Below are 26,316 nucleotides of genomic sequence, written 5' to 3' on the forward strand. Positions count from 1 at the left end.
GTGGGGGGTGCGGGGGGTGCCGGGTGCGTCAGCAGCCGCTCAGCTTGGACTGGATCGCCGACTTCTCGGCCGAGTCCACCGAGAGGTCGTAGTAGTGCTTCACCTGGACGTACATCCGCAGGTACGTGCAGGCGTACGCGGTGCGGGGCGGCATCCACTCGGCCGGGTCCTGGTCGCCCTTGGACTGGTTGACGTTGTCGGTGACGGCGATGAGCTGGGGGCGGGTGAGGTCGTTGGCGAGCGACTGGCGCTGCGCCGTCGTCCAGGAGGAGGCGCCGGACTTCCACGCCTCGGAGAGCGGGACGACGTGGTCGATGTCGACGTCGCCCGCGGCGGTCCAGGTGGCGCCGTCGTACGCGGAGTACCAACTCCCGGACGTGGCCGCGCAGTCGGAGCCGGTCTGCACGTTCGTGCCGTCGCGCTTGAGGACGGTCTCGCGGGTGTTGCAGGTGCCGGACTGGGTGATCCAGTGCGGGAACTTGTCGCGGCTGTAGCCGTCGGAGGAGCCCTCCGCCTTGACGGTCAGCTCCGCGAGGTAGGTGCGGGCCGTGGCGGCGGTGACCGGGGTGGGCGGGGCCGCCTGGGCGGCCGGGGCGGTGAGGAGGGTGACGGCGGTGAGGAGGGTGGCGGCGCCGGTGCCTATCGCTGCGCGGCGGGGGTTACGCGCGTAGAGGCGGGGCATGTGAACTCCCTTGTCGTGGGGGGACGGTGGGCTGGTGGCCCTCATCGTGGGGGGAGGGGGTTTCGGTGAGGTGTTGAGGTGGTGACAGGGTCGCGTCAAATGGGTGTGCGGAGCAAGGGGTCGGCGGGTAAGTGGGTGTCCGAGGTGGGGAATTGGGCGGTTGATCCCGGGTCCGGTGGTGTGTGGGGCGGGGTGGGTGCTGAGGTCGCGGGGCTCCGCCCCGGGCCCCGCTCCTCGATCGCCGGAGGGGCTTGAGGTGACCGGAGGGGCTTGAAGTGGGCGGAGGCGCTTGGTGTGGCCCCGCCCCCCGGGATTGGCGATCACCGGCGCCGTTTTGTACCGTGAGGAAACAAAGTGGTTCCCGCCCGCGTACCCTGACCGGCGGGCGGGGCCGCCTTGTCTGCCTTGTTCGTCTTGTCTGTCGCACCCGTCCGCGTTCTCTGGAGCCCGCCGATGCCGGCCACGCCCACCGTTCTCTCCGCGCGCGCCCTCCTGCTCGACATGGACGGCACGCTCGTCAACTCCGACGCCGTGGTCGAGCGGGTCTGGCGGCGCTGGGCCGCCACGCACGGGCTCGACGGCGACCACGTCATGGGCGTCGTGCACGGGCGGCAGGGGTACGCCTCCATGGCCGTCCTGCTGCCCGAGCGCCCCATGGCCGAGAACCACGCCGACAACGCGCGCATGCTCGCCGCCGAGACCGCCGACATGGACGGGGTCGTGCCCGTCCCGGGCGCGGCGGCGTTCCTCGACGCGCTGCGCTCCGGCGGACTGCCGCACGCGCTGGTCACGTCGGCGGACGTGCCGCTGTCGACCGGGCGGATGGCCGCCGCCGGGCTGCGCTACCCGGCGGTGCGTGTGACGGCCGAGAGCGTGGGCGCCAGCAAGCCGGACCCCGAGGGGTTCCTGAAGGGCGCCGCCGAGCTGGGAGTGGACCCGGCGGACTGCGTCGTGTTCGAGGACTCCGGGGCCGGTATCGCCGCCGGGCTCGCCGCGGGGATGCGGGTCGTCGGGGTCGGGCCCCGGGCCGGCGCGCACGGGCCCACCGTGCAGGTGCCGGACCTGACCGCCGTACGGGTCGAGGGCCGCCCGGACGGGGAGATCCTGCTCCACGTCGGCTGAGCGGAAGCGGACCTGCGGCCTGGCCGGTCCAGCGCCCCGAGGCGCCGCCTCAGCGGGTCTCCCCCTCCAGGGCCTCGCGCGTCGCCGGGCCGTAGGTGCCCGGGATGTCGCCCTGGACCCCGCGGGCCAGCTGGTAGGCCCGTACGCCGTACTCGGTGCGGGTGTCGAACCTGCCGTCCGGGGCGCCGCCGAACAAGTTCAACTTCCCCAGCCGGTACTGGAGTTCGGAGACCTCGGGGCCGTGGTCGCCGCGGCGCAGAACCGTTCCCCGCTCCGGCCGCGGCTGACCGGAGGCCGTGGAGGCGGACGGGCCCGGCGCCGGGTGCGTCCGGGACGACGACGGCGTACCGGAGGGCGGGACCGACGACGACGCGGGGGCGGAGGCCGGCGGCGGGGCCGGACGCGTGGACGACGCGGCGGCCGCGGGCGCCTTCGTGGCGCGCGAGGGGGTGGCCGACGCGCTCCGCGTGGGCCGGGACGGCGCCGCGCTCGTGACCAGCGGCGTGGCCGCCTGCTGCGCGGCGGCGCCGGTGTCGCCGTCGCCCGACGAGATCAGGACCGTCACCAGCGCCGCCACGCTCAGCACCCCCGCGACCGCCGCGAGCAGCAGCACGGGCGCGCGGCGCGGCCGGGCCCCGGGGTCGTCGGCGTGGCCGGCGGGTTCGCCGGTCCGGGCCGGGGGCCGCTCCGGCGGCAGCGGCGGGTGCGCGTACGGGTCGGGGACGCGCGGGGGCGGGGGCTGGGAGGGCTCCGGCAGGGTGACGTAGGGGCGGACGCGGAGCGGACTGAAGCCCTCCACCTCGCAGGCGCAGGACGGGCTCCCGTCCGGCCCCGGACCCGCCCCGCACTCCGGACATGTCTGTCGCCGCGCACCACTCACCGTGGTCCCCCTCCCCGAGAACTGCAGCGAATTATGCAGACCCCGGGCCCCGCCCGCAGCGCCGGGCGGGAACTCAACAGGCCAAACCGGCCCGCACCGACCAGGATGGAGAGGACCGAGCGCACCGGCCGGACCGGGCCGGGGTGCGTGTGGAGGTGGCCATGAGCAGCCAGGACATCGGCACGGCGGGGGGCGGCGGCAGCTCCCGCGGGCACCGGGCGCCGCCCGCGGAGATGGCCAAGACCGGGGGTGTCCTCGTCTCCATCGGGGCGCTGCTGCTCGGCATGCTGCTGGCCGCGCTCGACCAGACCATCGTCTCCACCGCGCTGCCGACGATCGTCAGTGACCTGGGCGGCCTCGAACACCTGTCCTGGGTGGTGACCGCGTACATGCTCGCCGCGACCGCCGCGACGCCGCTGTGGGGCAAGCTCGGCGACCAGTACGGGCGCAAGCGGCTCTTCCAGCTCGCCATCGTGATCTTCCTGACCGGCTCGGCGCTCTGCGGCATGGCGCAGAACATGCCGCAGCTGATCGGCTTCCGCGCGCTGCAAGGACTGGGCGGCGGCGGCCTGATGGTGCTGTCCATGGCGATCGTCGGCGACCTCGTCTCCCCGCGCGAACGCGGCAAGTACCAGGGGCTGTTCGGCGCCGTCTTCGGCGCGACCAGTGTGCTCGGACCGCTGCTCGGCGGCCTGTTCACCGAGCACCTCAGCTGGCGCTGGGTCTTCTACGTCAACCTGCCGGTCGGCGTCGTCGCGCTCCTTGTCATCGCCACCGCCCTGCACATCCCGGTCCGCGCCAGGAAGCACCGCATCGACTACCTCGGCACCTTCCTCATCGCGTCCGTCGCCACCTGTCTCGTCCTCGTCGCCTCGCTCGGCGGCACGACGTGGGGCTGGGGCTCGCCGCAGATCATCGGCCTCGCCGTGTTCGGCGTCGTCCTCGGCGCGCTCTTCGTGCGCGTGGAGTTCCGGGCCGCCGAGCCGGTGCTGCCGATGAAACTGTTCAGGGTCCGCACCTTCACCCTCGCCGCCGTCATCAGCTTCGTCGTCGGCTTCGCGATGTTCGGCGCGATGACCTACCTGCCGACGTTCCTCCAGGTCGTGCGGGGTGTCTCCCCGACCATGTCCGGCGTGCACATGCTGCCCATGGTGATCGGCCTGCTGCTCTCCTCGACCATCTCCGGCCAGATCGTCAGCCGCACCGGCCGCTGGAAGGTCTTCCCCGTCGCCGGCACCGCCGTCACCACGATCGGCCTGCTCCTGCTGCACAACCTCGACGAGACCAGCTCCACCTGGCAGATGAGCGCCTGCTTCTTCGTCTTCGGCCTCGGCCTCGGCCTCGTCATGCAGGTGCTCGTCCTCATCGTGCAGAACGCGGTGCCCTACGAGGACCTGGGCGTCGCCACCTCGGGCGCCACCTTCTTCCGCTCCATCGGGGCCTCCTTCGGCGTCGCGATCTTCGGCACCGTCTTCGCCAACCGCCTGGCCACCAAGCTCACGTCGGCGCTGAGCGGGCAGCAGGTGCCCGGCGGCATCACCCCGGACTCGCTCAAGGCCGACCCGCGCGGCATCGGCACGCTCCCGCCCACGCTGCGCGGCCCGGTCCTGCACGCGTACGCGACCGCCATCACCGACGTCTTCCTCTACGCGGTCCCGGTCGCCCTCGCCGCCTTCGTCCTCTCCTGGTTCCTGCGCGAGGACAAGCTGCGCGCCTCCGTCACCGCGCCCGACCAGACGCAGACGCTCGCCTCCAACCCCGTGGAGCGCTCCTCCTACGACGAGGTGGCGCGGGCCCTGTCGACGCTCGGGACGCGCGAGGGGCGCCGCGAGATCTACGAGAAGATCACCGCGCGGGCCGGATACGACCTGCTCCCGGCGGCCGGCTGGCTCGTCCTGCGCGTCAGCCGGTACGGCTGGGCCGAGCCCGCCGTCCTCGCCGAGCGCAGCGCCGTCCCGCTGCCGGTGATCATCGAGGCGGCGCGCCAGGTGGAGGAGCGCGGGCTCGCGGTGCGCGAGGGCCTCGATCTGGCCCTCACCGACGAGGGGAGGACGGTCGCCGCCCGGCTCGGCGCGGCTCGCGAGGAGTCGCTCGCGGAGCTGCTCGGCGACTGGTGGACGCCCGACCGCCCCACGGACCTGCACCAGCTGGTCCACGAACTGAACGCCGAGATGTGCGGGTCGGACGCGGAGCGACCGCATGCCGACGGTGGCGGGCGGGCGGGACTAGCGGCCTGACGCCGGTGCCGCCCGCGAGGCCCTAACCGACCAGGGTCTTGCGGAACCAGTGCTCGGCGTAGATGTCGTCGTTGTGCCGGCCGGTCTCCTCGTAGCCGAGCCGGGCGTACAGGGCGCGGGCCTCCGTGAGGTCGCTGCGGGTGTCGAGGCGGACACGGCTCGCGCCCAGGGCGCGGGCAGCCTCCTCGGCCGCCGCCACGAGCAGCGGCGCCCCGCCCCGGCCGCGCAGCTCCCCGCGGACGTAGACGCGGGTCAGCTCGGCGGTCTCCGCGTCGACCAGCCGCACGCCCGCGCACCCGGCCGGCTCCCCGTCGTGCCGGCCGACCAGCAACACGCCGCAGGGCGGGGCGAGTTCGACGCCGGAGACGGCGGCGATCTCCCGCTCCAGCTCCGCCGGGGCGGTGGTGTGCCCCTCGTGCAGCAGATACCAGCGGTCGCTGACCTCCGTGTAGTACGCCCGCCACAGGGCGGCGGCGACAGGGGAGTCGTAGGGTTCGGGCGCGATGGTCCAGCGGGTGTGCATGGCGCATTGTGGGGGCGGTGGGGCGCGGTGGCGCAACCGGATTGCGCCCCGCGGCCGCCGGGGACGGCGCCGCCTGTTTGAGCCCGCCGGGGCGGGCAACCCGGTTGTCGGTAAGCACGGTTGACAGCTGACCCCTATTCGACGGATACCGGGAAGGTCGGGAAGACACCCATGTCCACAGGCGTGATCATCGCTCTGATCGTGGTGGGGATCGTGGTCGTCGTCGCGGCGGGCGTCTTCGCCGCGCGGACCAAGCCCCGCGGCGGACGGAGCCTCAAGAGCCGCTTCGGGCCCGAGTACGAGCGGGTCGTCGCGCACCACAACGGCGACAAGAAAGCCGCTGAGCACGAGCTGACCGAGCGGGTGCGGCGGCACGGTTCGCTGCGCGCACACGAGCTGGAGCCCGCCGCCCGCGAGCGGTACCGGGCGCGCTGGGCCGCAGCCCAGGAGCGCTTCGTCGAGTCGCCCGTGGAGGCGGTCGCCGAGGCGGACCAGCTCATCGGCGACCTGGCGAAGGAGCGCGGCTTTCCCGACGGCAGCCGCTACGACGACCAGTTCGAGGCCCTCTCCGTCCACCACGGCCCCCATGTGCACGGCTACCGGCGCATCCACCTGGCGGCCCACGCCCACCGGGGCGGCGCCGGGGAGAACGGGTCCGGCACGGAGGAGCTGCGGGCCGCGATGGTCGAGGCACGGGCCCTCTTCGACGACCTGGTCGGAACGGGCGGACGCGTCGCCCACCGGGACCACAGGGACGACACGGCGGGGCGGACCCCGGACGGCACGACGACGCGGAACGAGCCGACGAGCCCCCTCAAGGGGCGCCTTGCGAAGGGGAGTTGAGAGACGATGACGGAGATCGACCGAGGACGGCAGGACGGTTACCCGACGGACCCGCAGGAGGGGTCCGTCCCCGGGCGCCACGCGGACGCGGTGCCTGGGCGGCATGACGGTGTGGTGCCGGGACGGCAGGAGGAAGCGGTGAGCGGGCAGCAGCAGGGTGCGGTGCCGGGGATGCACGAGGGCGCGGTGCCGGGACGGCAGGACGGTTCGGTGGCGGGGCGCGACCCGTCGCAGGACCCGCTCGCTCCCGGCGCGGGCCGGCCGGGGGCTGCTCCCCGGCACGAGACCCGGGAACAGCCCCCGGCCCCGGGGACGGGCGTCCCGGCCGGTACCGATCCGCTCGCCGCGCCGGTACCCGAGGGCACCGGCCACCACCGCGACACCGGCGTACAGCCCGGTCACGGTGACGCCGGGTTCGCCGGTGACACCGGCGGCGCGGGGCTCCACCGCGACCCCGACCGGACCGACGCCACCGGGCTGCACGGAACCGGCGGCCGCCACGGCGAGACCGGCCACCATGATGGCTCCGGGCCGCATGGTCCGGGCGGCACCCGGGAGGCCCACGGTCCGAACTCCGCGCTGGTCGCCCCGGACACCCGGGAGGACCTGGAGGGACGGCTCAAGCACGCCGTCGCCGGGTTCGTGGACCAGCCCCGGGCCGCCGTGGAGGAGGCCGACCACGTCCTGGAGGACCTGACGGCCAAGCTCACCGAGACCCTCGCGGGCCGCCGCCGTACCCTGCGCACGTCCTGGGAGGAGTCCGAGGAGGACACGGAGCGGCTCCGGCTGGCGCTGCGGGACTACCGCGAGACGGCGGAGCGCCTGCTGAGCCTGTGACTCCGGCCGCTACTCGCCCGTCCTGGCCAGGGACGCCGCTTCCCAGGCGAAACCGTCGGGGTCGGTGAACGACCCGGCGGTGCCGCCCAGCACGATCCGGTGCGAACCCGCGCCCTCGGCGGGAACACCGGCGTCCTTGGCCAGGGCGGCGCGCTTGTACAGGCCCAGTGTGACCGCCCCGGTCCCGGCGGCGAACTGCACGTACTTGCTGCCGAAGCTCTTGTCCACGGCCAGGCCCTGCCCGACGTAGAACTGCTTGCTCGCCTTGACGTCCTCGACGCCGAGCAGCAGGACGAACGAGTCGATGTTCCGGGTGGCGGCGCCGGTGTTCTTCTTCGCGGAGGAGGCGAGCTTCCAGAGCGTGCCGTCCGGGGCCCGGACGACGCCGCCATAACCCCACAGCGACTTCGAGGCCGGCTTCACCGTGGTGGCGCCGGCCTCGACGGCTGCGGTGACGAGGGCGTCGACATCGGCGGGCTGGGCGACCGTGAGCGACAACGTGAAACCGCGGAAACCGCTCGTCGCCTCCTGGGAGGCCCGCAGGGCCAGTTCGGGGCCGAGCCCGAAGGCCGCGGCGTAGAAACGTTCGGCGGCCGCGATGTCGGCCACCTCGAGGGTCACGGATGCGAGGGAGGTCATGTCCGCAACGCTAGGGCCGCCGGGCCCCCCGAGGCTTCTCCATTCCTGACCGGTACGACCACCGCCCCCGCGCGTCCCTACACCCGGCGGGCCAGCGGTGCAGGTTTTCAATGCACGACAACGCCAGGGACCAACGCGACGAGACCTGAAACGAAGCTGCCCAGCCCGGCCAAGGTGACGATGGCCGCCTTGCCGTCGGAGAACAGCCCGGCGCAGAAGGCTCTCAACTGTCGACGGAGGATCAGCATTTTCAGCTTCTGCCAGCGGTGCTGGCGGATGTGGCACCCCAGCAACAAGCCGGCGGCGTTGTTGCGGCAGCCGTCTGTCCGCCCGCGGACGGGTGCGCCACAGGTGACAGGCGCCTGGAAAAAGCACCAGAGGAGTACCGCGGCGGACAGGCCGGCCACCACCGCCGGTCCCGCGGCGGAGTTGATCCACGCTGCGATCAGCAGCGCACCCGCCAGGACTCCCCACCATTTGCCCAGCCCACCGAACTGTGTCTTGCTTGCCCCCGTAGTCGCCATACAGAACATCGTGGCGGCGCAGGCGCGTTGCCATGCCGACCAAGCAGATCTTGACCGAAAGCGATCTCAGGACGGCTGGCTGTTCGCTGGTGGGGCAGCCGCATCACGCAGTTGGAGCGGTCACCGAACGCGGTGTCGAGGAGCTTCTCGTCCTGGTCGACCGACGTGTCCCGTGGTGCAGCACACGCCCTGTCCGCCGCAGCGCTACGCGCCCTTCGGCGCCGTCTGCTGGACGACCTCGAAGGACCAGAGCGAGGAGCTGCTCGACGCCGGCTTCGGGCGGTCGGCGCCGCCCTGGTGGGCCGCCTTCATCGGGCCCTCCATCCACGCCTGGAACGCCGCCTCGTCACGCCAGCGCGTGTAGACCAGGTAGTCGTCGGTGCCCTCGACGGGGCGCAGCAGCTCGAACCACTCGAAGCCGTCGGAGTTCTCCACGGAGCCGGCGCGGGAGGCGAACCGCTTCTCCAGGATCTCGCGCTGTTCGGCCGGGACGGCCAGGACGTTGATCTTGACGATGCTCATGGGGTCATCCTGCCGTACCACCATCCGGCGCCGGACGGGACGCCCGCCAGTCGCGGACGATCTCGTCCACGTCGTACGGCTTCAGGCCCAGCGGCGGGCCCGGTGGCGGTTTGAACATCATCTCGCTGATCTTGGCGTTGATGTCGGTCATGATCCGCCGCACCGCCGTCTCCGACGGGGCCTTCGCGGCCGCCTCCAGGGCATCCTCGGCCTCCTTGCGCAGGGCCAGGCTGGGCGGCAGGACCGACAGGCCCTCGCGGGCCAGCTTCTGCTTGATCCACCAGTTCTCGTCGTACGGGGCGTCGCTCACCGCGCCCAGCGGGCGGCCGGCGCCGGGCAGCGCGTCGAAGTCGCCGCGGCGCTCGGCGTCGCGGATCTGCTTGTCGACGAATGACTCGAAACTGACGCCAGGAGGTTTGCGTTCGGTCATGGCCCCATTGTCGCCCAGGCCGCTGTTCTCAGCCCAGGACGCCCGCGGCAGGCCCTAGGATGCCGCTGTCAGGGACACGGACACGGGGGGTGCGGTGCTCGAACTGACCATGGCCACGATGGCCGGCGGTGACGCGGGGGCCACGGCCGGGATGGTGATGGCCGAGGTGGACAGCGAACCCGGAGCCGTGCTTCGGGTGGGGCGGGACGCCGGTGCGTGCCGGCTCGTGACGCCGGAGGACTGGCTGTTCGTGTCGCGGGTGCACCTGGAGTTCCGGTACGGGCCCGGGGCGGAGTGGAGCCTGTGCTGGCTGCGCGGGTCCCAGGGCGATCCCGCCGCGGAGGTACGGGTGCGGCTCGGGGACGCGCCGGGGCCGGGACAACCTCTCGCGTACGGCGGGGAGTTGCGGTTGCCGCGCGGCGGCTCCGGTGAGGTCGTCGTCCTCGACCGGAGCGGCCCGCGCAGCGTGAACGTGGGTTTCTACCACGAGAGTTGAGGGGCCGGGCAGGCGCCGTCCGGGGTCGGTCCGGCGGCGCGGCCGGGTCAGATCGCGGGCGGGGAGCCCGGGAGCGGGCGGCCCGCCGACTCCCGCATGCGCCAGACCGCGATCCCGCCGACGAGCGCCGCGGCCATCATGTAGTAGGCCGGGATCATCAGGTCACCGGTGGCCGCGATGAGCGCCGCCGCGACGAGCGGGGTGGTGCCGCCGAACAGGGACACCGAGAGGTTGAAGCCGACGGACAGCGAGCCGTAGCGGACCTTCGTCGGGAACAGGGCGGGCAGCGTCGAGGGCATCGACGACGTGAAGCCGACCAGGAGCAGGCCGAGGGCGGCGAGGCCGGCGGCGATGCCCCAGGTGGAGCCCGCGCGGATCAGCAGCACCGCGGGGACGGAGAGCAGGACGAAGCCGGCGCAGGCCGCGCCGATGACGACGCGGTGGCCGAAGCGGTCGTTGGCCCGGCCCATCGGGATCTGCACGCACATCATCAGCACCATCACGCCGATGAGGATGAGCGTGCCGTGCGTGGCGTCGTAGCCGAGCTCCTCGCTGAGGAAGGTGGGCATGTAGGAGAGCAGCATGTAGTCGGTGACGTTGAAGACGAGGACGAGGGCGATACAGATGGCCATCGCGTTGCCGTTGCCGACGAACATGTCCTTCAGCTTCGGCTTGGGCAGGGCCTTCTGCTTGGTCTCGGCCTCCTCCGCCAGCTTCTGGAACGCCGGGGTCTCCTCCAGCTTCATCCGCACGTAGAGCCCGACCAGGCCGATCGGACCGGCGATCAGGAACGGCAGGCGCCAGCCCCAGCTGTACAGGTCGCCGTCGGAGAGCAGCGTGGTCAGCGCCGTCGCCAGGCCCGCGCCCACGACGTAGCCGACGAGCGTGCCGAACTCCAGGAACGAGCCGAAGAAGCCGCGCCGCTTGTCCGGGGCGTACTCGGCGATGAAGGTGCACGCGCCGCCGTACTCGCCCCCCGTCGAGAAGCCCTGGAGCATGCGTGCCACGATCAGTAGCACCGGCGCCCACACGCCGATGGTGCCGTACGACGGGATCAGGCCGATCGCGAAGGTGCCCGCCGCCATCATGATCATGGTGATGGCGAGCACGCGCTGCCGGCCGATGCGGTCGCCGAGCGGGCCGAAGAAGGCGCCGCCGATCGGGCGCACCAGGAAGGCGGCGGCGAACGTGCCGAGCGTGGAGAGGACCTGCGCCGTGCTCGACGCCGTCGGGAAGAAGACGTGGCCGAGCGTCGCGGTCAGGTAGCCGTAGACGCCGAAGTCGAACCACTCCATCGCGTTGCCGAGCGCCGCGGCCTTGACCGCGCGCTTGACCAGCGAGGGATCGGTGACGGTGACATCGGTGGCGGTACGGCCGCGCACCGGGGTGGCGACCTTGCCGGTACTGACTGCGATGGTCGTGGCGCTGGCCAAGGGTCCGCTCGCCTGCCTTTCGTGGGGGACAAGGGCAGAGGCCGTCCCCGGGGAACGGCCTCAAAACGACCATAGGGGCGTCCGGGAACGTGACGGATCGTGAGGATTCCAGTGCGTTACGTCCATAAATCAGCTCTGACCTGCTAAAACTCCGATAGCTTTACGCATCGCAAACAAGCGAATCTGTGATCTTTGTCGCGGAACCAAGCCCGTGGGCGGCGCGACGGAGCGGCCGCGGAAGGGCGTCTTCCGGTCAAATACGGGTCGACGGACAGGTGAAGCGGGGGTTGCGTGCGTCCCACAAGTGGGGCGGTGCGACCCTCTAGGGGACGACCAGGACGAACCAGGACGACATGGGGCTTCCGTCCGGAAGCCGACGGACGGGAGGGCCGGGAGCGCGTGGCGAACGTGGAGCACGGAAGGCCGATGACGGGACCGGCGGACGCGGCGACGGGACGGATGAGCGCCGTGCGCGCCGGCTTGTGGCTGCTCGCCGCGGTACTCGCCGCACGTCAGCTCGTCGCCGTCCTCAGCACCCCGCGCGGCGAACGCCTCACCGACCTGGAGACCTGGATCGGGCCCCAGGGCGTGCTGCACGTCAAGGGCTCCCTGTACGACGCGCCCGACCGGTTCACCGGCACCCCCTTCGCCGGGCTCGTCCTCAAACCGCTCTCCCGCGCCGCCGAGCAGGCGCTCGGCTGGGGCTGGACCTTCGGCTCGCTCGTCCTCGTCGTCGCGCTCGGCGTGGTCGCCGCCCGCGCCCTGCCGGCGCCCGTCTCGCGCCGGACGTCCCTGTTCGCGACGCCGATCGCGATCAGCCTGCTGATGCTCTCCCTGCCGGTGCGCAACGCCTTCACGCTCGGCCAGACCAGCATCCTGCCGGTCCTGCTCGTCCTGCTCGGCTGCTTCACCGTTCGCGGGCAGCGCGCGTCCGGCGTGTTCATCGGCGTCGCCGCCGCCCTCCAGCCGACGGTGCTGCTCTTCGCGCCACTGCTCTGGTGCACCGGCCGCAGACGCGCCGCCCTGACCACCGCCGGAACCTTCGCCGCCGCCACGGCCGTCGCCTGGGCGGCGATGCCGCACGACTCGTGGACGTACTGGATACATCACCTGGCGGGCGCCGGCCTGGCCACCGACCCGGCCGCCGGCGCCAACCAGTCGCTGCACGGCATGCTGCTCCGGTTCGGCCTGGCGGGCCCGGCGGAGAAGGTGCTCTTCCTCGCCCTCGGCGCGGTGGTCGCCGTACTCGGGCTGCGCCGCGCCGTCACGTACGCGCGCGACGGACAGCTACTGCTCGCCGTCGCCGTCACGGGCTGTGTCGCCGTCGCCGTCTCCCCGACGACCTGGCAGCACCAGCTGCTGTGGGTGCTCCTCGCCGTCGTCGGCCGGGTCGGCAAGCGCGCCTCCGACCGCCCCATGTGGCCGGTCCTCGTCGTCCTCGCGCTGACGCTGCCGCCGAAGATGCTGCTGCCGGAGATGGCGTCGCTCGAACCGGTGCGGGACAACGTCGTGCTGATCGCGGCCCTTGCCGCCGCCTGCGCCGTCCCCTTCCTCTCCCGGACCTCACCCCGGTACGAGGACCCGGTCCCGACCGCCTACGCGGCGCCCGTCCCCGCCCGCTGGGCCCGGGTGCCGCTCGTGCCGGTCTGGCGCCGGGTCACCACCCGCCCGAACCTCATCCTCGAACTGCTCCTCATCCGCGTCGGCTACTCCGCCTACCAGCAGGTGCGGCTCGCCGCGACCGGCGGCACCATCTCCGGCGGCCGGGCCACCGCCGAGCACCACGGGCAGCAGATCCACTCCGTCGAGAAGTTCCTGCACCTCGACATCGAGCACTGGGTCAACCACTCGGTCGCCCTGCACGCCACCTGGCTGAAGGACTTCTTCAACTTCTACTACACGTCGTTCCACTTCGTGGTCCCGCTCAGCCTCCTCGCGCTCATGTACGTGCGCCGCCCCGCCGAGTACCGCTGGGCCCGCTCGGCCCTCGGCTTCGCCACGCTGCTCGCCCTCGTCGGCTTCTGGGCCTACCCGCTCGCCCCGCCGCGGCTGATGCCCGGGCTCGGCTTCATCGACACCGTGCACGGCGCCCAGGACTTCTCCAAGCCCGACTACGGCACGCTCACCCAGCTCACGAACCAGTACGCGGCGATGCCCTCGCTGCACTTCGGCTGGTCCCTGTGGTGCGGCATCGTCATCGTGGTCCTGGCGCGCCGGAAGTGGGTGAAGGCCCTCGGGGTCATCCACCCCCTGTGCACGGTCTCCGCGATCGTCGGCACCGGCAACCACTGGGTCCTCGACGCGGTGGGCGGCGCGACCGTCGTCGGCCTCGGCTTCCTCCTCACCTACGCGCTCCAGGGCCCCCGGGCACGAACCCGGGAAGAACCACCCGCACAGGTGGATTCCCTCCCCGATCCGGGTGCACCCGTAGCGAGTTGACTACGCTGTGCAGCCGACCTGAGGGGGCTGCATGGCCAACGTGAACGTCCTCGACCCGAGCGCCTCACCGCTCGACTACTACGGCTTCGAGCTGCGACGGCACCGGGAGGCCGCCGGTCTGACCCAGGACAAGCTGGGCGCGATCCTCAACTACACGGGGTCCCTGGTGGGCCAGATCGAGAGTGCCCGCAAGCTGCCGACCCCGGAGTTCAGCGAGCGCCTCGACGCCGGGCTCGGCACGGACGGCTTCTTCTCGCGGCTGGTCGGCCTCGTCCTGCGCTCCCGATTGCCGGTCTGGTTCCAGCAGGTCGCCGAGTTGGAGGCGCGCGCGGTCGAGATCCGCGCCTTCCACACCCACCTGGTGCACGGGCTGCTCCAGACCCGGGAGTACGCGCGGGCCGTGCTCGGCGCGCTCGACCAGGAGCACCTCGACGACCGCACGGAGGTCCGGCTCGCCCGCCAGCGCATCCTGGACAAGGAGCAACCGCCGCTGGTCTGGCTGATCCTCGGCGAGGGCGTGCTCTACCAGGACATGGGGGTCGGTCAACAGGCGGCGATGCGGCGCCAGTTCGAGCGGCTGCTGTCGTACGAGAACGATCCGCGGGTCAATGTGCAGGTACTGCCGTTCTCGGCGGGCCCGCACGCGGGGGCGCAGGGCTCGTACAACCTCTACCGCTTCCCGTCCGACCCGCCCATCGTCTACACCGAGGGGTACGGGCAAGGGCACCCGACTGCCGATCCGGCCACCGTCAAGGACTGCTCGCTCCGTTACGATCACCTGCAAGCCGCTGCTCTGTCCGTGCGGGACTCGGCGGAGCTGATCCGGTACGTGATGGAGGAGCACTATGCCGAAGTCGACGAACATCCAGTGGCGTAGGTCCAGTTACAGCGGCGACCAGGGTGGTGACTGTGTCGAGTGCGCTCCCGTCGGCGCGCTCGCCTGGCAGAAGTCCACGTACAGCGGTGCCCAGGGCGGTGAGTGCGTGGAGGTCGCCGGGACCCCCTGTGCCGCTGTCGCCGTGCGGGACTCGAAGGACCCTGCGGGCCCGAGCATCGCGTTCTCGCCGGAGGCGTTCGGCGCGTTCGTGCGGGTCTACTCCGCGTAGTCCTTGCCCTGGAGGTGCAGCGCGCGCAGCGCCGCCTCCAGGGCGAAGCGGTGATCGGGGTCCTCCAGCCAGTCGCCGTAGTGCGAGTCGAGATTGCGCAGCCGGTAGCGGACGGTCTGGGCGTGCACGTTGAGCATGCTGCCGACCTCGTGCGCGGTGCCGCGCGTCGTCAGCCAGGCGTGCAGCGTCTCCACCAGGCGGGCCCGGCGCGCGCCGGACGCCTTGTCGAGCGGGGCGAGTTCGCGCGCGGCGAGCTGGGTGACCAGGGCCGGGTCGGAGAGCAGCCACAGGGTCGTCAAGTGGTCGCCGGCCTCGATGACCTGGGCGTCGGGCACGATCCCGTCGTCCACGAGTTGCAGCACCTGCCGGGCCCAGCGCAGCGAGTCGGCGGCCTGCTCGGTGGGCACGGTCAGGCCGATGGCGTACGAGCTGCCGGGGGCGGCGCCCGCGAGCATGGCGCGGCGCTCCGCGGTGAGCGGGCCGGGGATCAGCAGGTGCGGTTGGGGGGCGCCGAGGTCCGCGAGGACGTCGGTGGGCAGGCCCGCCTGGACGTACTCGGCGGGGATCCGTAAGGCGATCATGGTCACTTCGGCGGGAAGCTGCCAGCCCGACTGTTCGCACAGGCTGTTGATGGTGGCGTGCGTCAGCGGTGTGCCCGCCAGCAGCAGGTGCAGCAGCCGTCTTCGCAGGACCTCGCCCGCCGCGCCCGTGCGCGACTGCACCTCCATGTACCCCTCGTGGGACAGCTCCTCCAGCTCTCCGACGTAGGCGAAGAGGGCCTCGGCGAAGGTCAGCAGGAGGCCGGGGGAGAGGTCGAAGCGGCGGCCCAGATCCTTCGCGCGGCGTAACGCGACCCGGGCGCCGAGGCGGTAGGCGCCCTGGAGCGTGTTGAGGTCCCGGCCCTCGTACGCCTCGACGCGGCCGAACGTGCGCAGCAGTTCGTCGCGGGTCGCGGTCGAGGCGTCGGGGTCGGCGACCCGGTCCACGAAGGCCTTCAGGCTCTGCTCGACGCCCTGCCGGATCGCCGTCTCGTTCGGTCCGCTCAGCAACGCGGCGTACTCCGGGAACGCGCGCGTGACCTCGACCCCGATCTCCTTGATCAGACCGGGGAGTTCGGGGCGCATGATGCGGGCGAACTCACGGGGCAGTGGACCCAGGGGGTCGTCGACATCCTTCGTGTGCGCGGGCAGGGGCATGGCCACTTTCCTCGCTTGTCCGAGCGCCGGGTGGGAGCCGGGCGGGACGACGCACGGGTGCGCAGCTGTCCCGCTCGCCAGATGCATACCAATAGGACCTATGAAATTAGATCAACTACTGTGCGTTGTACATCTGTTGCACAGAGAACGAGTGCGGCGTGGGGAATGTGGCTGAGAAGTGATGGGACGGTGGGGATGGTCACGGCAGCTTGAACGGGGGCAGGGAGGGCACTACCGGCGGGCAGCCGAACGCGCCGGCGGGGTCGAGACCGCAGACAGGGGCCTGATTCATGGAAATCAGGTTGTCCGGACCGCTGATGGACGCGGTGAAGAGCGGGTTGAGGTTCTCGCCGCCGACCCCGCAGCCGGTGAAGGCGGGGATCGTGACCTTGCCGGAGAGGAGACCACCCGCGAAGACGTTGACGTAGCTTCCGCTGCCGTCCGCGCCGAACTTTCCGCGCAGGGTCACCCGGAAGGGCTTCTCGGTGCGGCAGCTGGAGCCGACCGGGAGGGTGGTTCCGTTCACCTTCACGGAGCGGATGCGGAGGGTCTGGACGAACGTCACCACGGCGAACGGGTCAAGTGGGCCGGTCATGTTGCCGGTGGAGATGCTGATCGGGCTGTTCTCGAACGCCACTTTCGCGGACACGGGAACGAAGCCGAAGCCGAGGAAGGTCGACGTGGCGTCCGGAAGGGTGAGCAGTCCGACGGAGTCGAGCCGGAGATAGTTCTCCTGGGTCTCTTCGTTGTAGTAGTTGGCGACCTGCATGGCGCCGTCGACGTCCATCAGCGCAGGTGACGCGGACGGATCATTGATGATCATCGAGCCGTTCTGCTTGCGCACCGTGGCGAGTCCCACGGCGTAGGCGCAGCTCTGGATGCCGTCGATGGGAAATGGGGTGGGGTTCTGACCGGGCGGAAGTGGCACCTGACTGAGGTCGGGCTCGCCCTTCGGCCGCGGACCGCACGTGGTGGCTTCCGCCTTCGGCTCGTCCTTCGGAGTGACGGTGACGCCGTCGCTCGTGTCCTCACCGCTGTCGTCCGTCGGTGAACTCGATGGCGAGGAACCGCCCGGGTCCGTCTCGGGGTCACCAGGGACGGCGATCCGGGCCAGTAGCGGATCGGCGCCCTCGGCCGGTGAGCAGGTGGCGGTGACGGGACTCGCGTTCGCGGGGGACACCGTCAGCACCAGTTGCCGTGCGAGGAGTTCGACGGTGCCCGACGCGTTCACGGTGACGGAGGCGACGTCTCCGGTGTGGGCCAGGGTGATGTCCGGGCCCTCCGCCGGGACGGTGGTCCGGGCACCGAGACCGGACCAGGTCGCATCCGCCGTGTCCTTGTTCTGCCGCACCTGAACGCCGAGGGCCGCCTCACTCGTCAACTCGGCTCCGGCAGGCAGCGATGCGGCCAGTACCGCGCGGGGCAACCGCGTGTCGACCTGCACGGGACCGATCTGGATCGGTTGACCCGTGACGGCGGTCGCCGGCGCCTGGGTGGACACCTTCACCGTGGCGTCCAGCTTCACCGCCGGCGCCGTGGCATCGCTCCCCGAAGCCGGCGGGAGGGTGCACTCGTATGCCAACTCGACGGAGGGGAGGGGCTTTTCATCGGCCTGCGAACCAGAACCCGACAGCAGCCCGGCGACCAGTGCGGCCGAGGCCACCGACGCCACCCGCACCAGGCGTCGTGAGTCGGTCCCTGTCCGCTTCCCGTTCGCATTCATCTGGTCCTTGCCTCCTGAAGTCGTGTTCCCTCGCCCGCGCCGGACCTGCCCCGCAAACGCGTGCACGCCCGCCGCCGAGTGGTGACCCGGCGACGGGCTTCGCACTGCTACGCGATCACGGGGAGGTGATCGTCTGCGTGCTGGTCAGCACGTACTTCGCCTTGAAGTCCGCGTGCGCGCCGGCGGTGATCAGGCCCAGGCAGCTGGCGCCCGACTGCGCGGCGAGGGAGCCGCCGCCGGTGATGTTCAGCGAGTTCGAGGTGTTCTCGTAGTAGCCGTTCGTGGTGCCCACGAAGGTCGCGTGGCAGCCCGTGCCGCTGATGCTGGCGTTGATGCCGCTGATGTTGCCGTCGATGTGGTTCGCCGTCGTGCCCGTGGCGTTGATGTAGAAGGGCGTGGTGGTCGACGCGGTGCTGGAGACCGTGAACGGGATACCGGCGACGGTGCAGCCGCTGAACGACAGCGTGGTGATCTTGCCGATCTGCGCGCCGGCCAGGCCGGAACCGGACTTCAGGGTGCCCTTGGCCTGTGACGAGGTGCAGTTCAGCGTGGTGGTGCCGACCTTCAGCGTCGGGCCGCTGGCGTTGGCCGTGTACGCCCCACCAGGCGTGACCGTGTACGTGGCCAGAGCCGTCGCCGAGGCCGACGAGATGGAGAGTCCGACGGCCGAGCCGAGCGCGGCAGCGGCGAGGGCGGTGTTACGGGCGAATCTGCGCACAGTGGTTCCTCCGCGTGAACGAGGGTGAATTGAGGGGGAGCGTGACCGCTTCGCGGTGACGCGACCGTGTCGCAACGTCAGGCAACCGCGGGCAATCGGCCACAGGCCAACCTGCGGCGCCTTCAGGACGGACGTTACGAGCCAGTAACCGAAAGCCGCAATAAGAAAGTCCGAGGTTCCTCGGAAGGATCAGAACGCGCAGTTTTTCTTGTCTCCCCGGACATAGATCGTGCAACTTTCCTTGTCCGCGAGTGAGGAGTTTGCGCCGCGCTCCGGGAAACACTCACCCAGTGCGCAAACAGCGGTGGCGGATGCTCACTCGACGCTAAACCCGCGAGTAGTGGAAGAAGTGTCAGCAAGGCCCATTGTGCGAAAGGTTTCCCGTGAGTAACGTCCGGGCTCGCATTCCCCTACGAGAAGGGAAAACCGGCATGGCCACTCTCAGACGTATGTCCGTCCTCGGCGCGACGGCCGCCCTGGCGACGATCGCCTCCATCGGCACCTCCAGCGCGGCCGGCACTCAGTTGAACGGGAACTGGGCGCCGTTCAACCGCTGCCCGGTCGACAACGCGGCCATGCTGGGCGCCGACGGCATCGACGACCAGGCGACGTGCATCTCCTCCAGCTCGGCCAGCGGGGTCATCAAGATCGGCAGCTCGGTCGTCCCGACCGGGAAGACCGACCTCCAGGCGGGCATCATCACCCACGCCGACGGCACCAACTCGGTGGTCGCCCCGTCGGACGGCGCGCTCGTCGCCGCCCCCGCCGACCTCCCCGGCGGCCTGCTCGGGCTGATGTGCCCCAGCTCGGTGCCGGTGGTCAGCGCTCTCTGCGGGCAGATCACCAACAGCACGCTCAACCGGATCGTGGCGACCGTCGAATCCGTGGGCACGCCCTCGGACTTCCAGTTGCTCGCCGGAGCCTCAGAGGGCCAGCCGATCATCTCGATACCGGTCCGCATCCACCTCAGCAACCCGCTCATCGGCGGCAACTGCTACATCGGCACCAAGTCCGCCCCCATCGTGCTGCGCCCGCAGAACGTCGCGGCGCCGGACATCGCCGCGGACAGCGCCACGTCCAACGGCACGCCCGCGGCGGACGGCCCCTTCGGCCGGCTCGCGCTGACCGGCTCGACCCAGCAGGACGTCACCTTCGCCGCGCCGGGCGCGAGCGGCTGCGGTCCCCTGGGGCTCGGCGCCTTCAACTGGGCCGTCAACCTCAAGTCCGGCCTCCCGGCCGCCTCGGGCGTCAACAGCCTCAAGCTCAACAACACCCAGACCTACCTGGGCACCCTGAACGACCCGGGCGCCGCCGCCCCGAACCAGGGCAAGGTCTTCTCCCAGTACTGGCACTCGGCGGTCAAGTGAGCGCCGGCCCCGCCCGGGAACCCGCGGGATGCGCCGGATCTTGTCGCCCGGTGACAAACCACGGGGTCCCGGAATCGGGGCCGGAAATGTGGCCTACCGGTATTGCTAGGCAAGGTTACTCGGCCGTAACGTCGGAAAAAGTTTCTTCTCTCCAGGTCGATGCATCCGTCGGCCCGGAGTTGCCGGAGATCCGGTCGGCGCCCTCCTTCCGGCCGGTGTCCCCGTGGCGGGGCCCCGCCTTCGCCGTACCCCCGGTGGGACGGGGTCCCGCCTCGGACTTTCACTCATCCTCCGACAAGGGAGAGCCACTCTCTTGTCACCGGATGACAAGTTTTCAGGAAGATTCGGGGCGGCCGCTCCGGGATCTTGTCCGGCGCGTATGAAGCGAATTACCGTGCGCTGCCGAGCTCGCTCGCTGAAGGTGAGAAGCGATGGGAATCGAAGTGAAGGTCGAAGGGCTCACCAAGTCCTTCGGCAAGCAGCAGATCTGGCAGGACGTCAGTCTCACGCTGCCCGCCGGCGAGGTGAGCGTCATGCTCGGCCCCTCCGGCACCGGCAAGACCGTCTTCCTGAAGTCGCTGATCGGTCTGCTCAAGCCCGAGCGCGGGCGCGTCCTCGTCAACGGCGTCGACATGGCGCGCAGCCCCGAGCGGGACATCATGGAGGCCCGCAAGCTGTTCGGGCTGATGTTCCAGGACGGCGCCATGTTCGGGTCGATGAACCTCTTCGACAACATCGCCTTCCCGCTGCGCGAGCACACCAAGAAGAAGGAATCGGAGATCCGCCGCATCGTCATGGAGCGGATCGAGGTCGTCGGACTCCTGGGCGCCGAGGGGAAGTTGCCCGGCGAGATCAGCGGCGGCATGCGCAAGCGGGCCGGGCTCGCGCGGGCCCTCGTCCTGGACCCGCAGATCATCCTCTGCGACGAGCCCGACTCCGGGCTCGACCCGGTCCGCACCGCGTTCATCTCCCAGCTGCTCATCGACCTGAACACCAAGATCGACGCGACGATGCTCATCGTCACCCACAACCTCGACATCGCGGCGACCGTGCCGGACAACATGGGGATGCTCTTCCGGCGGCAGCTCGTGACGTTCGGGCCGCGGGAGGTGCTGCTGACCAGCCGGGAACCGGTCGTGGCGCAGTTCCTCACCGCCAGCAAGGCGGGGCCCATCGGGATGTCGGAGGAGAAGGACGCGGCGACGCTTGCCGCTGAGGCTTCCGGGGGCGGGGCGGTGGTGGAGCCGCGGGCCCTCGTGCCGCAGCTCCAGCCCTCGCCGGGGCTGGGGGAGCGGGCCGCTGTCGCCCGGCGGCGGGCGCGGGTGCTGGGCATGCTGGACACGTTGCCGCCGTCCGCGGCTGCGGCGATCCGGGCCACGTACGGGTCCAGCGGGGCTGAGCCGACTGTGGTGATGCCGCGGGTGGGGGGCGCGTCTTGACCGGCTGCCGGCGTCTCCGCACCCCGCAAGGGCGCACAGGTCACGGGGCTCTGCCCCGGACCCCGCTCCGCAATCGCCGGAGAGGCTTGTTCATGGCGGTGACCCAGTGAGCGTCGACAACAAAGTTCCGGGCCCCGCGCCCCAGGCGCCCCCCGTCACCGACGTCAAGGGACGACGCGGCGCGCCCCGTACCCCCAATCCGCTCCTCGGGCCCCTCCGGCAGACCGGCAACCTGTTCGCGCTCGGGCTCGAAGTCGCGCGGGCGACCTTCCGGCGGCCGTTCCAGTTCCGGGAGTTCGTCGAGCAGTTCTGGTTCATCGCGAGTGTCACCATCCTGCCGGCCGCGCTCGTGTCGATCCCGTTCGGCGCCGTCATCGCGCTCCAGGTCGGGTCACTGACCCAGCAGCTCGGCGCCCAGTCCTTCACCGGCGGCGCCAGCGTCCTGGCCGTCATCCAGCAGGCCAGCCCCCTCATCGTCGCCCTGCTCATCGCGGGCGCCGGCGGCTCCGCCATCTGCGCCGACCTCGGCTCGCGCAAGATCCGCGAAGAGCTGGACGCGATGACCGTCATGGGCGTCTCACCGGTCCAGCGCCTCGTCGTGCCCCGCGTGCTCGCCACGATGACGGTCGCGCTCCTGCTCAACGGCATGGTCTCCGTCGTCGGCACCCTCGGCGGCTACTTCTTCAACGTCATCCTGCAACACGGCACCCCCGGCGCCTACTTGCAGAGCTTCTCCGCCCTCGCCCAGCTCCCCGACCTCTACATCAGCGAGCTGAAGGCGCTCATCTTCGGGTTCATCGCCGGGATCGTCGCCGCCTACCGCGGGCTCAATCCGCGCGGCGGCCCCAAAGGCGTGGGCGACGCCGTCAACCAGTCCGTCGTCATCACCTTCATCCTGCTGTTCTTCGTGAACATGGTGATGACCGGCATCTACCTCCAGATCGTCCCCCCGAAGGGAGGCTGAATCCGTCATGACCTCCCCCCTCGAACGTCTCGACCGCAGCGGCGACCAACTCCTCTTCTATATACGTGCGTTGCTGTGGATCCCGCGCACCCTGGTCCGGTACACGAAAGAGGTGCAGCGCCTCCTCGCCGAGGTCGCCTTCGGCTCCGGCGGCCTCGGTGTCATCGGCGGCACCATCGGCGTGATGATCGCGATGACCGCGGCGACCGGCACGGTCGTCGGCCTCCAGGGGTACGCGGCCCTCGACCAGATCGGCACCGCCGCCTTCACCGGCTTCGTCTCCGCCTACTTCAACACCCGCGAGATCGCCCCGCTGGTCGCGGGCCTCGCCCTCTCCGCCACCGTCGGCGCCGGTTTCACCGCGCAGCTCGGCGCCATGCGGATCAACGAAGAGGTGGACGCGCTGGAGGGCATGGGCGTGCGCTCCCTGCCCTACCTCGTCACCACCCGCATCATCGCCGGCGTCGTCGCCATCATCCCGCTCTACGCGATCGGGCTGCTCTCCTCCTACGTCGCCTCGCGCCTGGTGACCGTCGTCTTCAACGGCCAGTCGCAAGGAACGTACGACCACTACTTCAACCTCTTCCTGTCACCGACGGACGTCCTGCTGTCCGTGCTGAAGGTGCTCATCTTCAGCGTCATGGTGATCGTCGCCCACTGCTACTACGGGTACCGCGCCAGCGGCGGCCCCGCCGGTGTGGGCATCGCCGTGGGCCGGTCCGTGCGCAACGCCATCGTGCTGATCTCCGTCACGGACTTCTTCCTGTCGCTGGCCCTGTGGGGCGCGACCACGACCGTGAAGGTGGCGGGGTGACGAAGACCAGCACGGACACCCTCCGCCGCAGGCTCGCCGGCATCGTCTTCCTCGTCGTGCCCGCGCTGCTCATCTGGCTCGCCGTCGCCGTCTACAACAAGGACTTCGTCGCCTCCGACCGCGTCGTCGTGGAGACCGGCAGCGTCGGCAACGAGATGCACCTCGGCGCCGAGGTGAAGCTGCGCGGCGTCGTCCTCGGCGAGGTGCGCGACATCGACGCCACGCCCACCGGCGCCCGCCTGACCCTCGCCCTCGAACCGGGCGCCCTCGACTCGATCCCCGACGACGTCCGCGCCCAGATGCTGCCGACGACCCTCTTCGGGGAGCGTTACGTCGCCCTGGTGCCGCCGAGCGAGCCCAGCACGCGGACGCTCGCGGCGGGGGACACCATCCCGCAGGACCGTTCCGCCAACGCCGTCGAACTCCAGCAGGTCCTCGACGACGTGCTGCCGATGCTGACCGCCGTCCAGCCGCAGAAGCTGTCGTCCACCCTCTCCGCCGTCTCCCAGGCGCTGGAGGGACGGGGCAGCCAGCTCGGTGACACGCTCACCCAACTCGACGCCCACCTGCGCAAGTTCAACCCGAACCTGCCGACCCTGAACGAGGACTTGAAGCAGCTCGTCGAGGTCAGCCACGTCTACGCCGACGCCGCGCCCGGCATCATCGACGCGCTCACCGACTTCACCACCACCAGCGGCACGCTCGCCGAGAAGGAGAGCGATCTCGCCGCGGCCTACGGGGGCACGACCCGGGCCGCCGAGGACCTGGACGCCTTCCTGCGAGCCAACAAGGACAACATCATCCGGCTCTCCGCCACCTCCCGGCCCACCCTCCAGTTGCTCGCGAAGTACTCCTCGTCCTTCCCGTGCACCCTGCGCACCCTCGCCGACTTCGTGCCGCGCATGGACAAGGCGCTCGGCAAGGGTACGGACCAGCCGGGACTGCACGTCGACGTCACCACCGTGCCGTCGCGGGGGAGCTACACCCCGGGGACCGACACTCCCGCGTACACCGCGGGCGGCGGCCCGCACTGCTACCCGGTGCCCTACCTCGGCGCGGCCACCGCCAAGGCGCCCGTCACCGCCACCGCCTCCGCCGGGCAGGACCTCGGCCCCGCCAACTCGCCGCAGGAGAACGACCTGGTGAACGAGTTGATCGCGCCCGGCGCCAAGGCCGCGCCGGACGACCTGCCCGACTGGTCGAGCCTGCTCGCGGGGCCCGTCTACCGGGGGACGGAGGTGAAGCTCAAGTGAGCTCCGAGGACGCCGAGTTCCGGCACGTGCGACGGCGGTCCCTGACCGGGCCGCTCGTGAAGTCCCTCGTCTTCGTCGTGGTCACCGCGCTGGCCACCACCGTGCTCGGCCTGAGCATCGCCAACACCGGGGTGGGTACCGACGCGACCACGTACAAGGCGCTGTTCACCGACGTCACCGGGCTCGTCGACGGCGACGGCGTCCGGATCTCCGGCGTCAAGGTCGGGGAGGTGACGGACGTGCGCGTCGTCGACCGGCGCACCGCCCAGGTCACCTTCACCGTCACCGACGACCGGGCGCTGCCCGGCACGACCACGGCCGCCGTGAAGTACCTCAACATGGTCGGCCAGCGGTACGTCTCCCTGGAGCGCGGCACCGGCGGCGGCACGTCGCGGCTCGCGGACGGCGACACCATCCCGCTCGGCCGCACCACCCCCGCCCTCGACCTGACCCTGCTCTTCAACGGGTTCAAGCCGCTCTTCGAAGGGCTGTCCCCGCACGACGTCAACGACCTCGCCGGCTCCATCGTGAAGGTCCTCCAGGGCGAGGGCGGCACCGTCGACAGCCTCATCGAGCACGTCGGTTCGCTGTCGACGACCGTCGCCGCCAAGGACAAGGTGATCGGCGAGGTCGTCGGGAACCTGACCGACGTCCTGACGACCATCAACGACCGCGAGGCGCAGTTCGACGACCTCGTCACCACCCTCCAGCAGCTGGTCACCGGCTTCAACGAGGACCGCAAACCGCTCGGCGACGCCGTCGAGGCCATGGGGGAGCTGACCACGGTCACCGCCGGGTTCCTCCAGGACACGCGCGCCCCGCTGAAGGACGACATCCACCAGCTGGGCCGGCTGTCCACCTCGCTCGGTGACGGCATCCCGCAGATCGAGAACTTCCTCGACAAGACCCCCGCCAAGCTCACCGCCCTGTCCCGGCTGTCCTCGTACGGGTCCTGGTTCAACCTCTACCTCTGCGAGGCGAAGGTCGGCGGCCTGAAAATGTCCGACGGGTCGAAGCCGCCGACCGGCATCGCCGTCACCGAAGCGAGGTGCCAGTGATGCGGACCCCGGACCTGAGGCGGCCCCGGCTCAAGCCCGTCAAGGAGCGCAACCCCGTCGCCGTCGCCGTCGTCGGCCTGGTGGTGCTCGCGCTCATCGGGTTCGCCGCGATGAACGCGCACAGCCTGCCCGTCATCGGCGGTGGCACCACCTACACCGCCGACTTCAGCGAGGCCGCCGGGCTCGGCGACGACGACGAGGTGCGCATCGCCGGCGTCAAGGTCGGCACCGTCACCGGCGTCGCGCTCGACGGGAACAAGGTGAAGGTCTCCTTCGAGATCGAGGACGACAACACCTGGATCGGCGACCGCACCACCGCCGCCATCGCCATCAAGACCCTGCTCGGCGAGAAGTACGTCGCCCTCGACCCGGTCGGCGGCGAGCGGCAGAACCCGGACAACCGCATCCCGCTGTCGCGCACCACCTCCCCCTACGACGTCACCGAGGCGTTCGAGGACCTCAGCGGCACCATCGACGAGATCGACACCAAGCAGCTCGCCACGAGCTTCGAGACGATCTCCGAGACCTTCAAGGACTCCCCGCCCGACGTGAAGGCGGCCGTCAAGGGCCTGTCCGCGCTGTCGAAGACCGTGTCGTCGCGCGACACGCAACTCGCTCAGCTCCTCGCGGGCAGCAAGAAGCTGACCAAGACGCTCCAGACCAAGAAGTCGAGCTTCGAGACGCTCATCGACGACGGCGGCTCGCTCCTCGGCGAGCTGAAGAAGCGGCGCACCGCCATCAAGGCGCTGCTCAGCGGCAGCGAGGCGCTCGGCCGGGAGCTGGGCGGGCTCGTCGACGACAACGAGAAGCAGCTGGACCCGACCCTGAAGGCGCTCGGCCGGGTCACCGACGTGCTGGAGAAGAACCAGGGCAAGCTCGACAAGACCCTCGCCCTCGTCGGCCCGTACTACCGGCTGATCGGCAACACCCTCGGCAACGGCCGCTGGTTCGACAGCTACCTGTGCGGTGTCGTGCCCCGCGGCTACCTGCCCGCCTCCTCGCTGCCCAAGACCTCCTGCATGCCGCCGAAGAACGGGACGTACGACGTGAAGGCCGGTGGCTGACATGGGG

The 26,316-nt window shown here is 71.0% G+C and carries 26 protein-coding genes; 15 read left to right on the forward strand and 11 right to left on the reverse strand.

Translation table 11 applies throughout. The features are described from left to right. Positions 1-28: 28 nt before the first annotated feature. Complete coding sequence (locus ABZY33_RS07420; protein ID WP_356490532.1) at positions 29-682, reverse strand: HNH endonuclease family protein; 654 nt, start codon at positions 680-682, stop codon at positions 29-31. Positions 683-1,135: 453 nt separating this feature from the next. Here ABZY33_RS07420 and ABZY33_RS07425 point away from each other — a divergent pair, with 453 nt between their 5' ends. Then, positions 1,136-1,804, forward strand: coding sequence for an HAD-IA family hydrolase (locus tag ABZY33_RS07425; protein WP_356490533.1), 669 nt, complete (start codon positions 1,136-1,138; stop codon positions 1,802-1,804). 49 nt (positions 1,805-1,853) lie between these two features. On the opposite strand, the gene ABZY33_RS07430 is transcribed toward ABZY33_RS07425, so the two are convergent. Then, positions 1,854-2,603, reverse strand: coding sequence for a peptidoglycan-binding domain-containing protein (locus tag ABZY33_RS07430; RefSeq protein ID WP_356490534.1), 750 nt, complete (start codon positions 2,601-2,603; stop codon positions 1,854-1,856). Positions 2,604-2,917: 314 nt separating this feature from the next. Between ABZY33_RS07430 and ABZY33_RS07435 the strand changes: the two genes are divergently transcribed. Further along, entirely contained in the window at positions 2,918-4,921 is a 2,004-nt protein-coding gene (locus ABZY33_RS07435) for an MFS transporter (RefSeq protein WP_356490616.1), read from the forward strand. Positions 4,922-4,943: 22 nt separating this feature from the next. Here ABZY33_RS07435 and ABZY33_RS07440 read toward each other — a convergent pair whose 3' ends face one another. Next, entirely contained in the window at positions 4,944-5,444 is a 501-nt protein-coding gene (locus ABZY33_RS07440; RefSeq protein ID WP_356490535.1) for a GNAT family N-acetyltransferase, read from the reverse strand. A 171-nt stretch (positions 5,445-5,615) separates the two neighbouring features. Between ABZY33_RS07440 and ABZY33_RS07445 the strand changes: the two genes are divergently transcribed. Further along, positions 5,616-6,287: a hypothetical protein gene (locus tag ABZY33_RS07445; protein ID WP_356490536.1), complete on the forward strand. Its 672-nt coding sequence runs from the start codon at positions 5,616-5,618 to the stop codon at positions 6,285-6,287. A 171-nt stretch (positions 6,288-6,458) separates the two neighbouring features. Then, positions 6,459-7,124, forward strand: a complete 666-nt coding sequence (locus ABZY33_RS07450) for a hypothetical protein (protein WP_356490617.1) — start codon at positions 6,459-6,461, stop codon at positions 7,122-7,124. A gap of 9 nt (positions 7,125-7,133) precedes the next feature. On the opposite strand, the gene ABZY33_RS07455 is transcribed toward ABZY33_RS07450, so the two are convergent. The 4 genes from ABZY33_RS07455 to ABZY33_RS07470 form a co-directional block, all read right to left on the reverse strand. Continuing rightward, entirely contained in the window at positions 7,134-7,763 is a 630-nt protein-coding gene (locus ABZY33_RS07455; RefSeq protein WP_356490537.1) for a glyoxalase, read from the reverse strand. Positions 7,764-7,870: 107 nt separating this feature from the next. Further along, positions 7,871-8,287 carry a hypothetical protein gene (locus ABZY33_RS07460; RefSeq protein ID WP_356490538.1) on the reverse strand — a complete coding sequence of 139 codons (417 nt, stop codon included), beginning with the start codon at positions 8,285-8,287 and terminating at the stop codon, positions 7,871-7,873. 204 nt (positions 8,288-8,491) lie between these two features. After that, the gene (locus ABZY33_RS07465) at positions 8,492-8,809 is read right to left on the reverse strand and encodes an antibiotic biosynthesis monooxygenase (protein WP_356490539.1); all 318 of its coding nucleotides are present in this window, start codon (positions 8,807-8,809) and stop codon (positions 8,492-8,494) included. Positions 8,810-8,813: 4 nt separating this feature from the next. Further along, complete coding sequence (locus ABZY33_RS07470) at positions 8,814-9,239, reverse strand: DUF1992 domain-containing protein (protein WP_356490540.1); 426 nt, start codon at positions 9,237-9,239, stop codon at positions 8,814-8,816. 94 nt (positions 9,240-9,333) lie between these two features. Here ABZY33_RS07470 and ABZY33_RS07475 point away from each other — a divergent pair, with 94 nt between their 5' ends. After that, positions 9,334-9,735, forward strand: a complete 402-nt coding sequence (locus ABZY33_RS07475; RefSeq protein WP_356490541.1) for a hypothetical protein — start codon at positions 9,334-9,336, stop codon at positions 9,733-9,735. A 47-nt stretch (positions 9,736-9,782) separates the two neighbouring features. Here ABZY33_RS07475 and ABZY33_RS07480 read toward each other — a convergent pair whose 3' ends face one another. Then, positions 9,783-11,150 carry an MFS transporter gene (locus ABZY33_RS07480; RefSeq protein WP_356490618.1) on the reverse strand — a complete coding sequence of 456 codons (1,368 nt, stop codon included), beginning with the start codon at positions 11,148-11,150 and terminating at the stop codon, positions 9,783-9,785. Positions 11,151-11,594: 444 nt separating this feature from the next. Between ABZY33_RS07480 and ABZY33_RS07485 the strand changes: the two genes are divergently transcribed. Genes ABZY33_RS07485 through ABZY33_RS07495 form a run of 3 tightly spaced genes read left to right on the forward strand, consistent with a single transcriptional unit; the run spans position 11,595 to position 14,713 of the window. Next, positions 11,595-13,607 carry a bifunctional glycosyltransferase 87/phosphatase PAP2 family protein gene (locus ABZY33_RS07485; RefSeq protein ID WP_356490542.1) on the forward strand — a complete coding sequence of 671 codons (2,013 nt, stop codon included), beginning with the start codon at positions 11,595-11,597 and terminating at the stop codon, positions 13,605-13,607. A 31-nt stretch (positions 13,608-13,638) separates the two neighbouring features. Continuing rightward, positions 13,639-14,484 (forward strand): helix-turn-helix transcriptional regulator, encoded by an 846-nt coding sequence (locus tag ABZY33_RS07490; protein ID WP_356490543.1) that lies wholly within the window; start codon positions 13,639-13,641, stop codon positions 14,482-14,484. Beyond that, positions 14,453-14,713, forward strand: a complete 261-nt coding sequence (locus tag ABZY33_RS07495; protein WP_356490544.1) for a DUF397 domain-containing protein — start codon at positions 14,453-14,455, stop codon at positions 14,711-14,713. Before ABZY33_RS07490 ends, ABZY33_RS07495 begins: the two co-directional genes overlap by 32 nt. On the opposite strand, the gene ABZY33_RS07500 is transcribed toward ABZY33_RS07495, so the two are convergent. From ABZY33_RS07500 to ABZY33_RS07510, 3 genes are all read right to left on the reverse strand, one after another. Continuing rightward, on the reverse strand, positions 14,701-15,909 hold the full coding sequence (locus ABZY33_RS07500) for a helix-turn-helix domain-containing protein (RefSeq protein WP_356490545.1): 1,209 nt from the start codon (positions 15,907-15,909) through the stop codon (positions 14,701-14,703). The two genes, ABZY33_RS07495 and ABZY33_RS07500, sit on opposite strands and share 13 nt — an antisense overlap. Before the next feature lie 199 nt (positions 15,910-16,108). Next, a complete protein-coding gene (locus ABZY33_RS07505) occupies positions 16,109-17,632 on the reverse strand; it encodes a DUF6801 domain-containing protein (protein ID WP_356490546.1) in 1,524 nt (507 codons plus the stop codon). 115 nt (positions 17,633-17,747) lie between these two features. Further along, positions 17,748-18,350 (reverse strand): hypothetical protein, encoded by a 603-nt coding sequence (locus tag ABZY33_RS07510; RefSeq protein WP_356490547.1) that lies wholly within the window; start codon positions 18,348-18,350, stop codon positions 17,748-17,750. Between the two features lie 431 nt (positions 18,351-18,781). Between ABZY33_RS07510 and ABZY33_RS07515 the strand changes: the two genes are divergently transcribed. The 7 genes from ABZY33_RS07515 to ABZY33_RS07545 all read left to right on the forward strand — a co-directional run bounded on the left by ABZY33_RS07515 (position 18,782) and on the right by ABZY33_RS07545 (position 26,309). Continuing rightward, positions 18,782-19,717, forward strand: coding sequence for a hypothetical protein (locus ABZY33_RS07515; RefSeq protein WP_356490548.1), 936 nt, complete (start codon positions 18,782-18,784; stop codon positions 19,715-19,717). 431 nt (positions 19,718-20,148) lie between these two features. After that, on the forward strand, positions 20,149-21,156 hold the full coding sequence (locus ABZY33_RS07520) for an ATP-binding cassette domain-containing protein (protein WP_356490549.1): 1,008 nt from the start codon (positions 20,149-20,151) through the stop codon (positions 21,154-21,156). A 232-nt stretch (positions 21,157-21,388) separates the two neighbouring features. After that, complete coding sequence (locus ABZY33_RS07525; protein WP_356490619.1) at positions 21,389-22,120, forward strand: ABC transporter permease; 732 nt, start codon at positions 21,389-21,391, stop codon at positions 22,118-22,120. A gap of 7 nt (positions 22,121-22,127) precedes the next feature. After that, a complete protein-coding gene (locus tag ABZY33_RS07530) occupies positions 22,128-22,934 on the forward strand; it encodes an ABC transporter permease (protein ID WP_356490550.1) in 807 nt (268 codons plus the stop codon). Then, positions 22,931-24,187: an MCE family protein gene (locus ABZY33_RS07535; protein WP_356490551.1), complete on the forward strand. Its 1,257-nt coding sequence runs from the start codon at positions 22,931-22,933 to the stop codon at positions 24,185-24,187. The genes ABZY33_RS07530 and ABZY33_RS07535 overlap by 4 nt, the downstream gene beginning before the upstream one ends. Next, the gene (locus ABZY33_RS07540) at positions 24,184-25,245 is read left to right on the forward strand and encodes an MCE family protein (RefSeq protein WP_356490552.1); all 1,062 of its coding nucleotides are present in this window, start codon (positions 24,184-24,186) and stop codon (positions 25,243-25,245) included. Before ABZY33_RS07535 ends, ABZY33_RS07540 begins: the two co-directional genes overlap by 4 nt. Next, the gene (locus ABZY33_RS07545; RefSeq protein WP_356490553.1) at positions 25,245-26,309 is read left to right on the forward strand and encodes an MCE family protein; all 1,065 of its coding nucleotides are present in this window, start codon (positions 25,245-25,247) and stop codon (positions 26,307-26,309) included. The genes ABZY33_RS07540 and ABZY33_RS07545 overlap by 1 nt, the downstream gene beginning before the upstream one ends. The last annotated feature ends 7 nt before the right edge of the window (positions 26,310-26,316 follow it).

The organism is Streptomyces sp. NPDC006552, assembly GCF_040611655.1.
Classification (GTDB): Bacteria; Actinomycetota; Actinomycetes; order Streptomycetales; family Streptomycetaceae; genus Streptomyces.

What these genes read in the sequence shown, in the direction of transcription:
- ABZY33_RS07420 (WP_356490532.1), bottom strand. Translation starts at nt 682, where the DNA reads ATGCCCCGCCTCTACGCGCGTAACCCCCGCCGCGCAGCGATAGGCACC.
- ABZY33_RS07425 (WP_356490533.1), top strand. Translation starts at nt 1,136, where the DNA reads ATGCCGGCCACGCCCACCGTTCTCTCCGCGCGCGCCCTCCTGCTCGAC.
- ABZY33_RS07435 (WP_356490616.1), top strand. Translation starts at nt 2,918, where the DNA reads ATGGCCAAGACCGGGGGTGTCCTCGTCTCCATCGGGGCGCTGCTGCTC.
- ABZY33_RS07440 (WP_356490535.1), bottom strand. Translation starts at nt 5,444, where the DNA reads ATGCACACCCGCTGGACCATCGCGCCCGAACCCTACGACTCCCCTGTC.
- ABZY33_RS07445 (WP_356490536.1), top strand. Translation starts at nt 5,616, where the DNA reads ATGTCCACAGGCGTGATCATCGCTCTGATCGTGGTGGGGATCGTGGTC.
- ABZY33_RS07450 (WP_356490617.1), top strand. Translation starts at nt 6,459, where the DNA reads ATGCACGAGGGCGCGGTGCCGGGACGGCAGGACGGTTCGGTGGCGGGG.
- ABZY33_RS07455 (WP_356490537.1), bottom strand. Translation starts at nt 7,763, where the DNA reads ATGACCTCCCTCGCATCCGTGACCCTCGAGGTGGCCGACATCGCGGCC.
- ABZY33_RS07460 (WP_356490538.1), bottom strand. Translation starts at nt 8,287, where the DNA reads ATGGCGACTACGGGGGCAAGCAAGACACAGTTCGGTGGGCTGGGCAAA.
- ABZY33_RS07465 (WP_356490539.1), bottom strand. Translation starts at nt 8,809, where the DNA reads ATGAGCATCGTCAAGATCAACGTCCTGGCCGTCCCGGCCGAACAGCGC.
- ABZY33_RS07470 (WP_356490540.1), bottom strand. Translation starts at nt 9,239, where the DNA reads ATGACCGAACGCAAACCTCCTGGCGTCAGTTTCGAGTCATTCGTCGAC.
- ABZY33_RS07485 (WP_356490542.1), top strand. Translation starts at nt 11,595, where the DNA reads ATGACGGGACCGGCGGACGCGGCGACGGGACGGATGAGCGCCGTGCGC.
- ABZY33_RS07490 (WP_356490543.1), top strand. Translation starts at nt 13,639, where the DNA reads ATGGCCAACGTGAACGTCCTCGACCCGAGCGCCTCACCGCTCGACTAC.
- ABZY33_RS07495 (WP_356490544.1), top strand. Translation starts at nt 14,453, where the DNA reads ATGCCGAAGTCGACGAACATCCAGTGGCGTAGGTCCAGTTACAGCGGC.
- ABZY33_RS07500 (WP_356490545.1), bottom strand. Translation starts at nt 15,909, where the DNA reads ATGCCCCTGCCCGCGCACACGAAGGATGTCGACGACCCCCTGGGTCCA.
- ABZY33_RS07505 (WP_356490546.1), bottom strand. Translation starts at nt 17,632, where the DNA reads ATGAATGCGAACGGGAAGCGGACAGGGACCGACTCACGACGCCTGGTG.
- ABZY33_RS07515 (WP_356490548.1), top strand. Translation starts at nt 18,782, where the DNA reads ATGGCCACTCTCAGACGTATGTCCGTCCTCGGCGCGACGGCCGCCCTG.
- ABZY33_RS07520 (WP_356490549.1), top strand. Translation starts at nt 20,149, where the DNA reads ATGGGAATCGAAGTGAAGGTCGAAGGGCTCACCAAGTCCTTCGGCAAG.
- ABZY33_RS07530 (WP_356490550.1), top strand. Translation starts at nt 22,128, where the DNA reads ATGACCTCCCCCCTCGAACGTCTCGACCGCAGCGGCGACCAACTCCTC.
- ABZY33_RS07545 (WP_356490553.1), top strand. Translation starts at nt 25,245, where the DNA reads ATGCGGACCCCGGACCTGAGGCGGCCCCGGCTCAAGCCCGTCAAGGAG.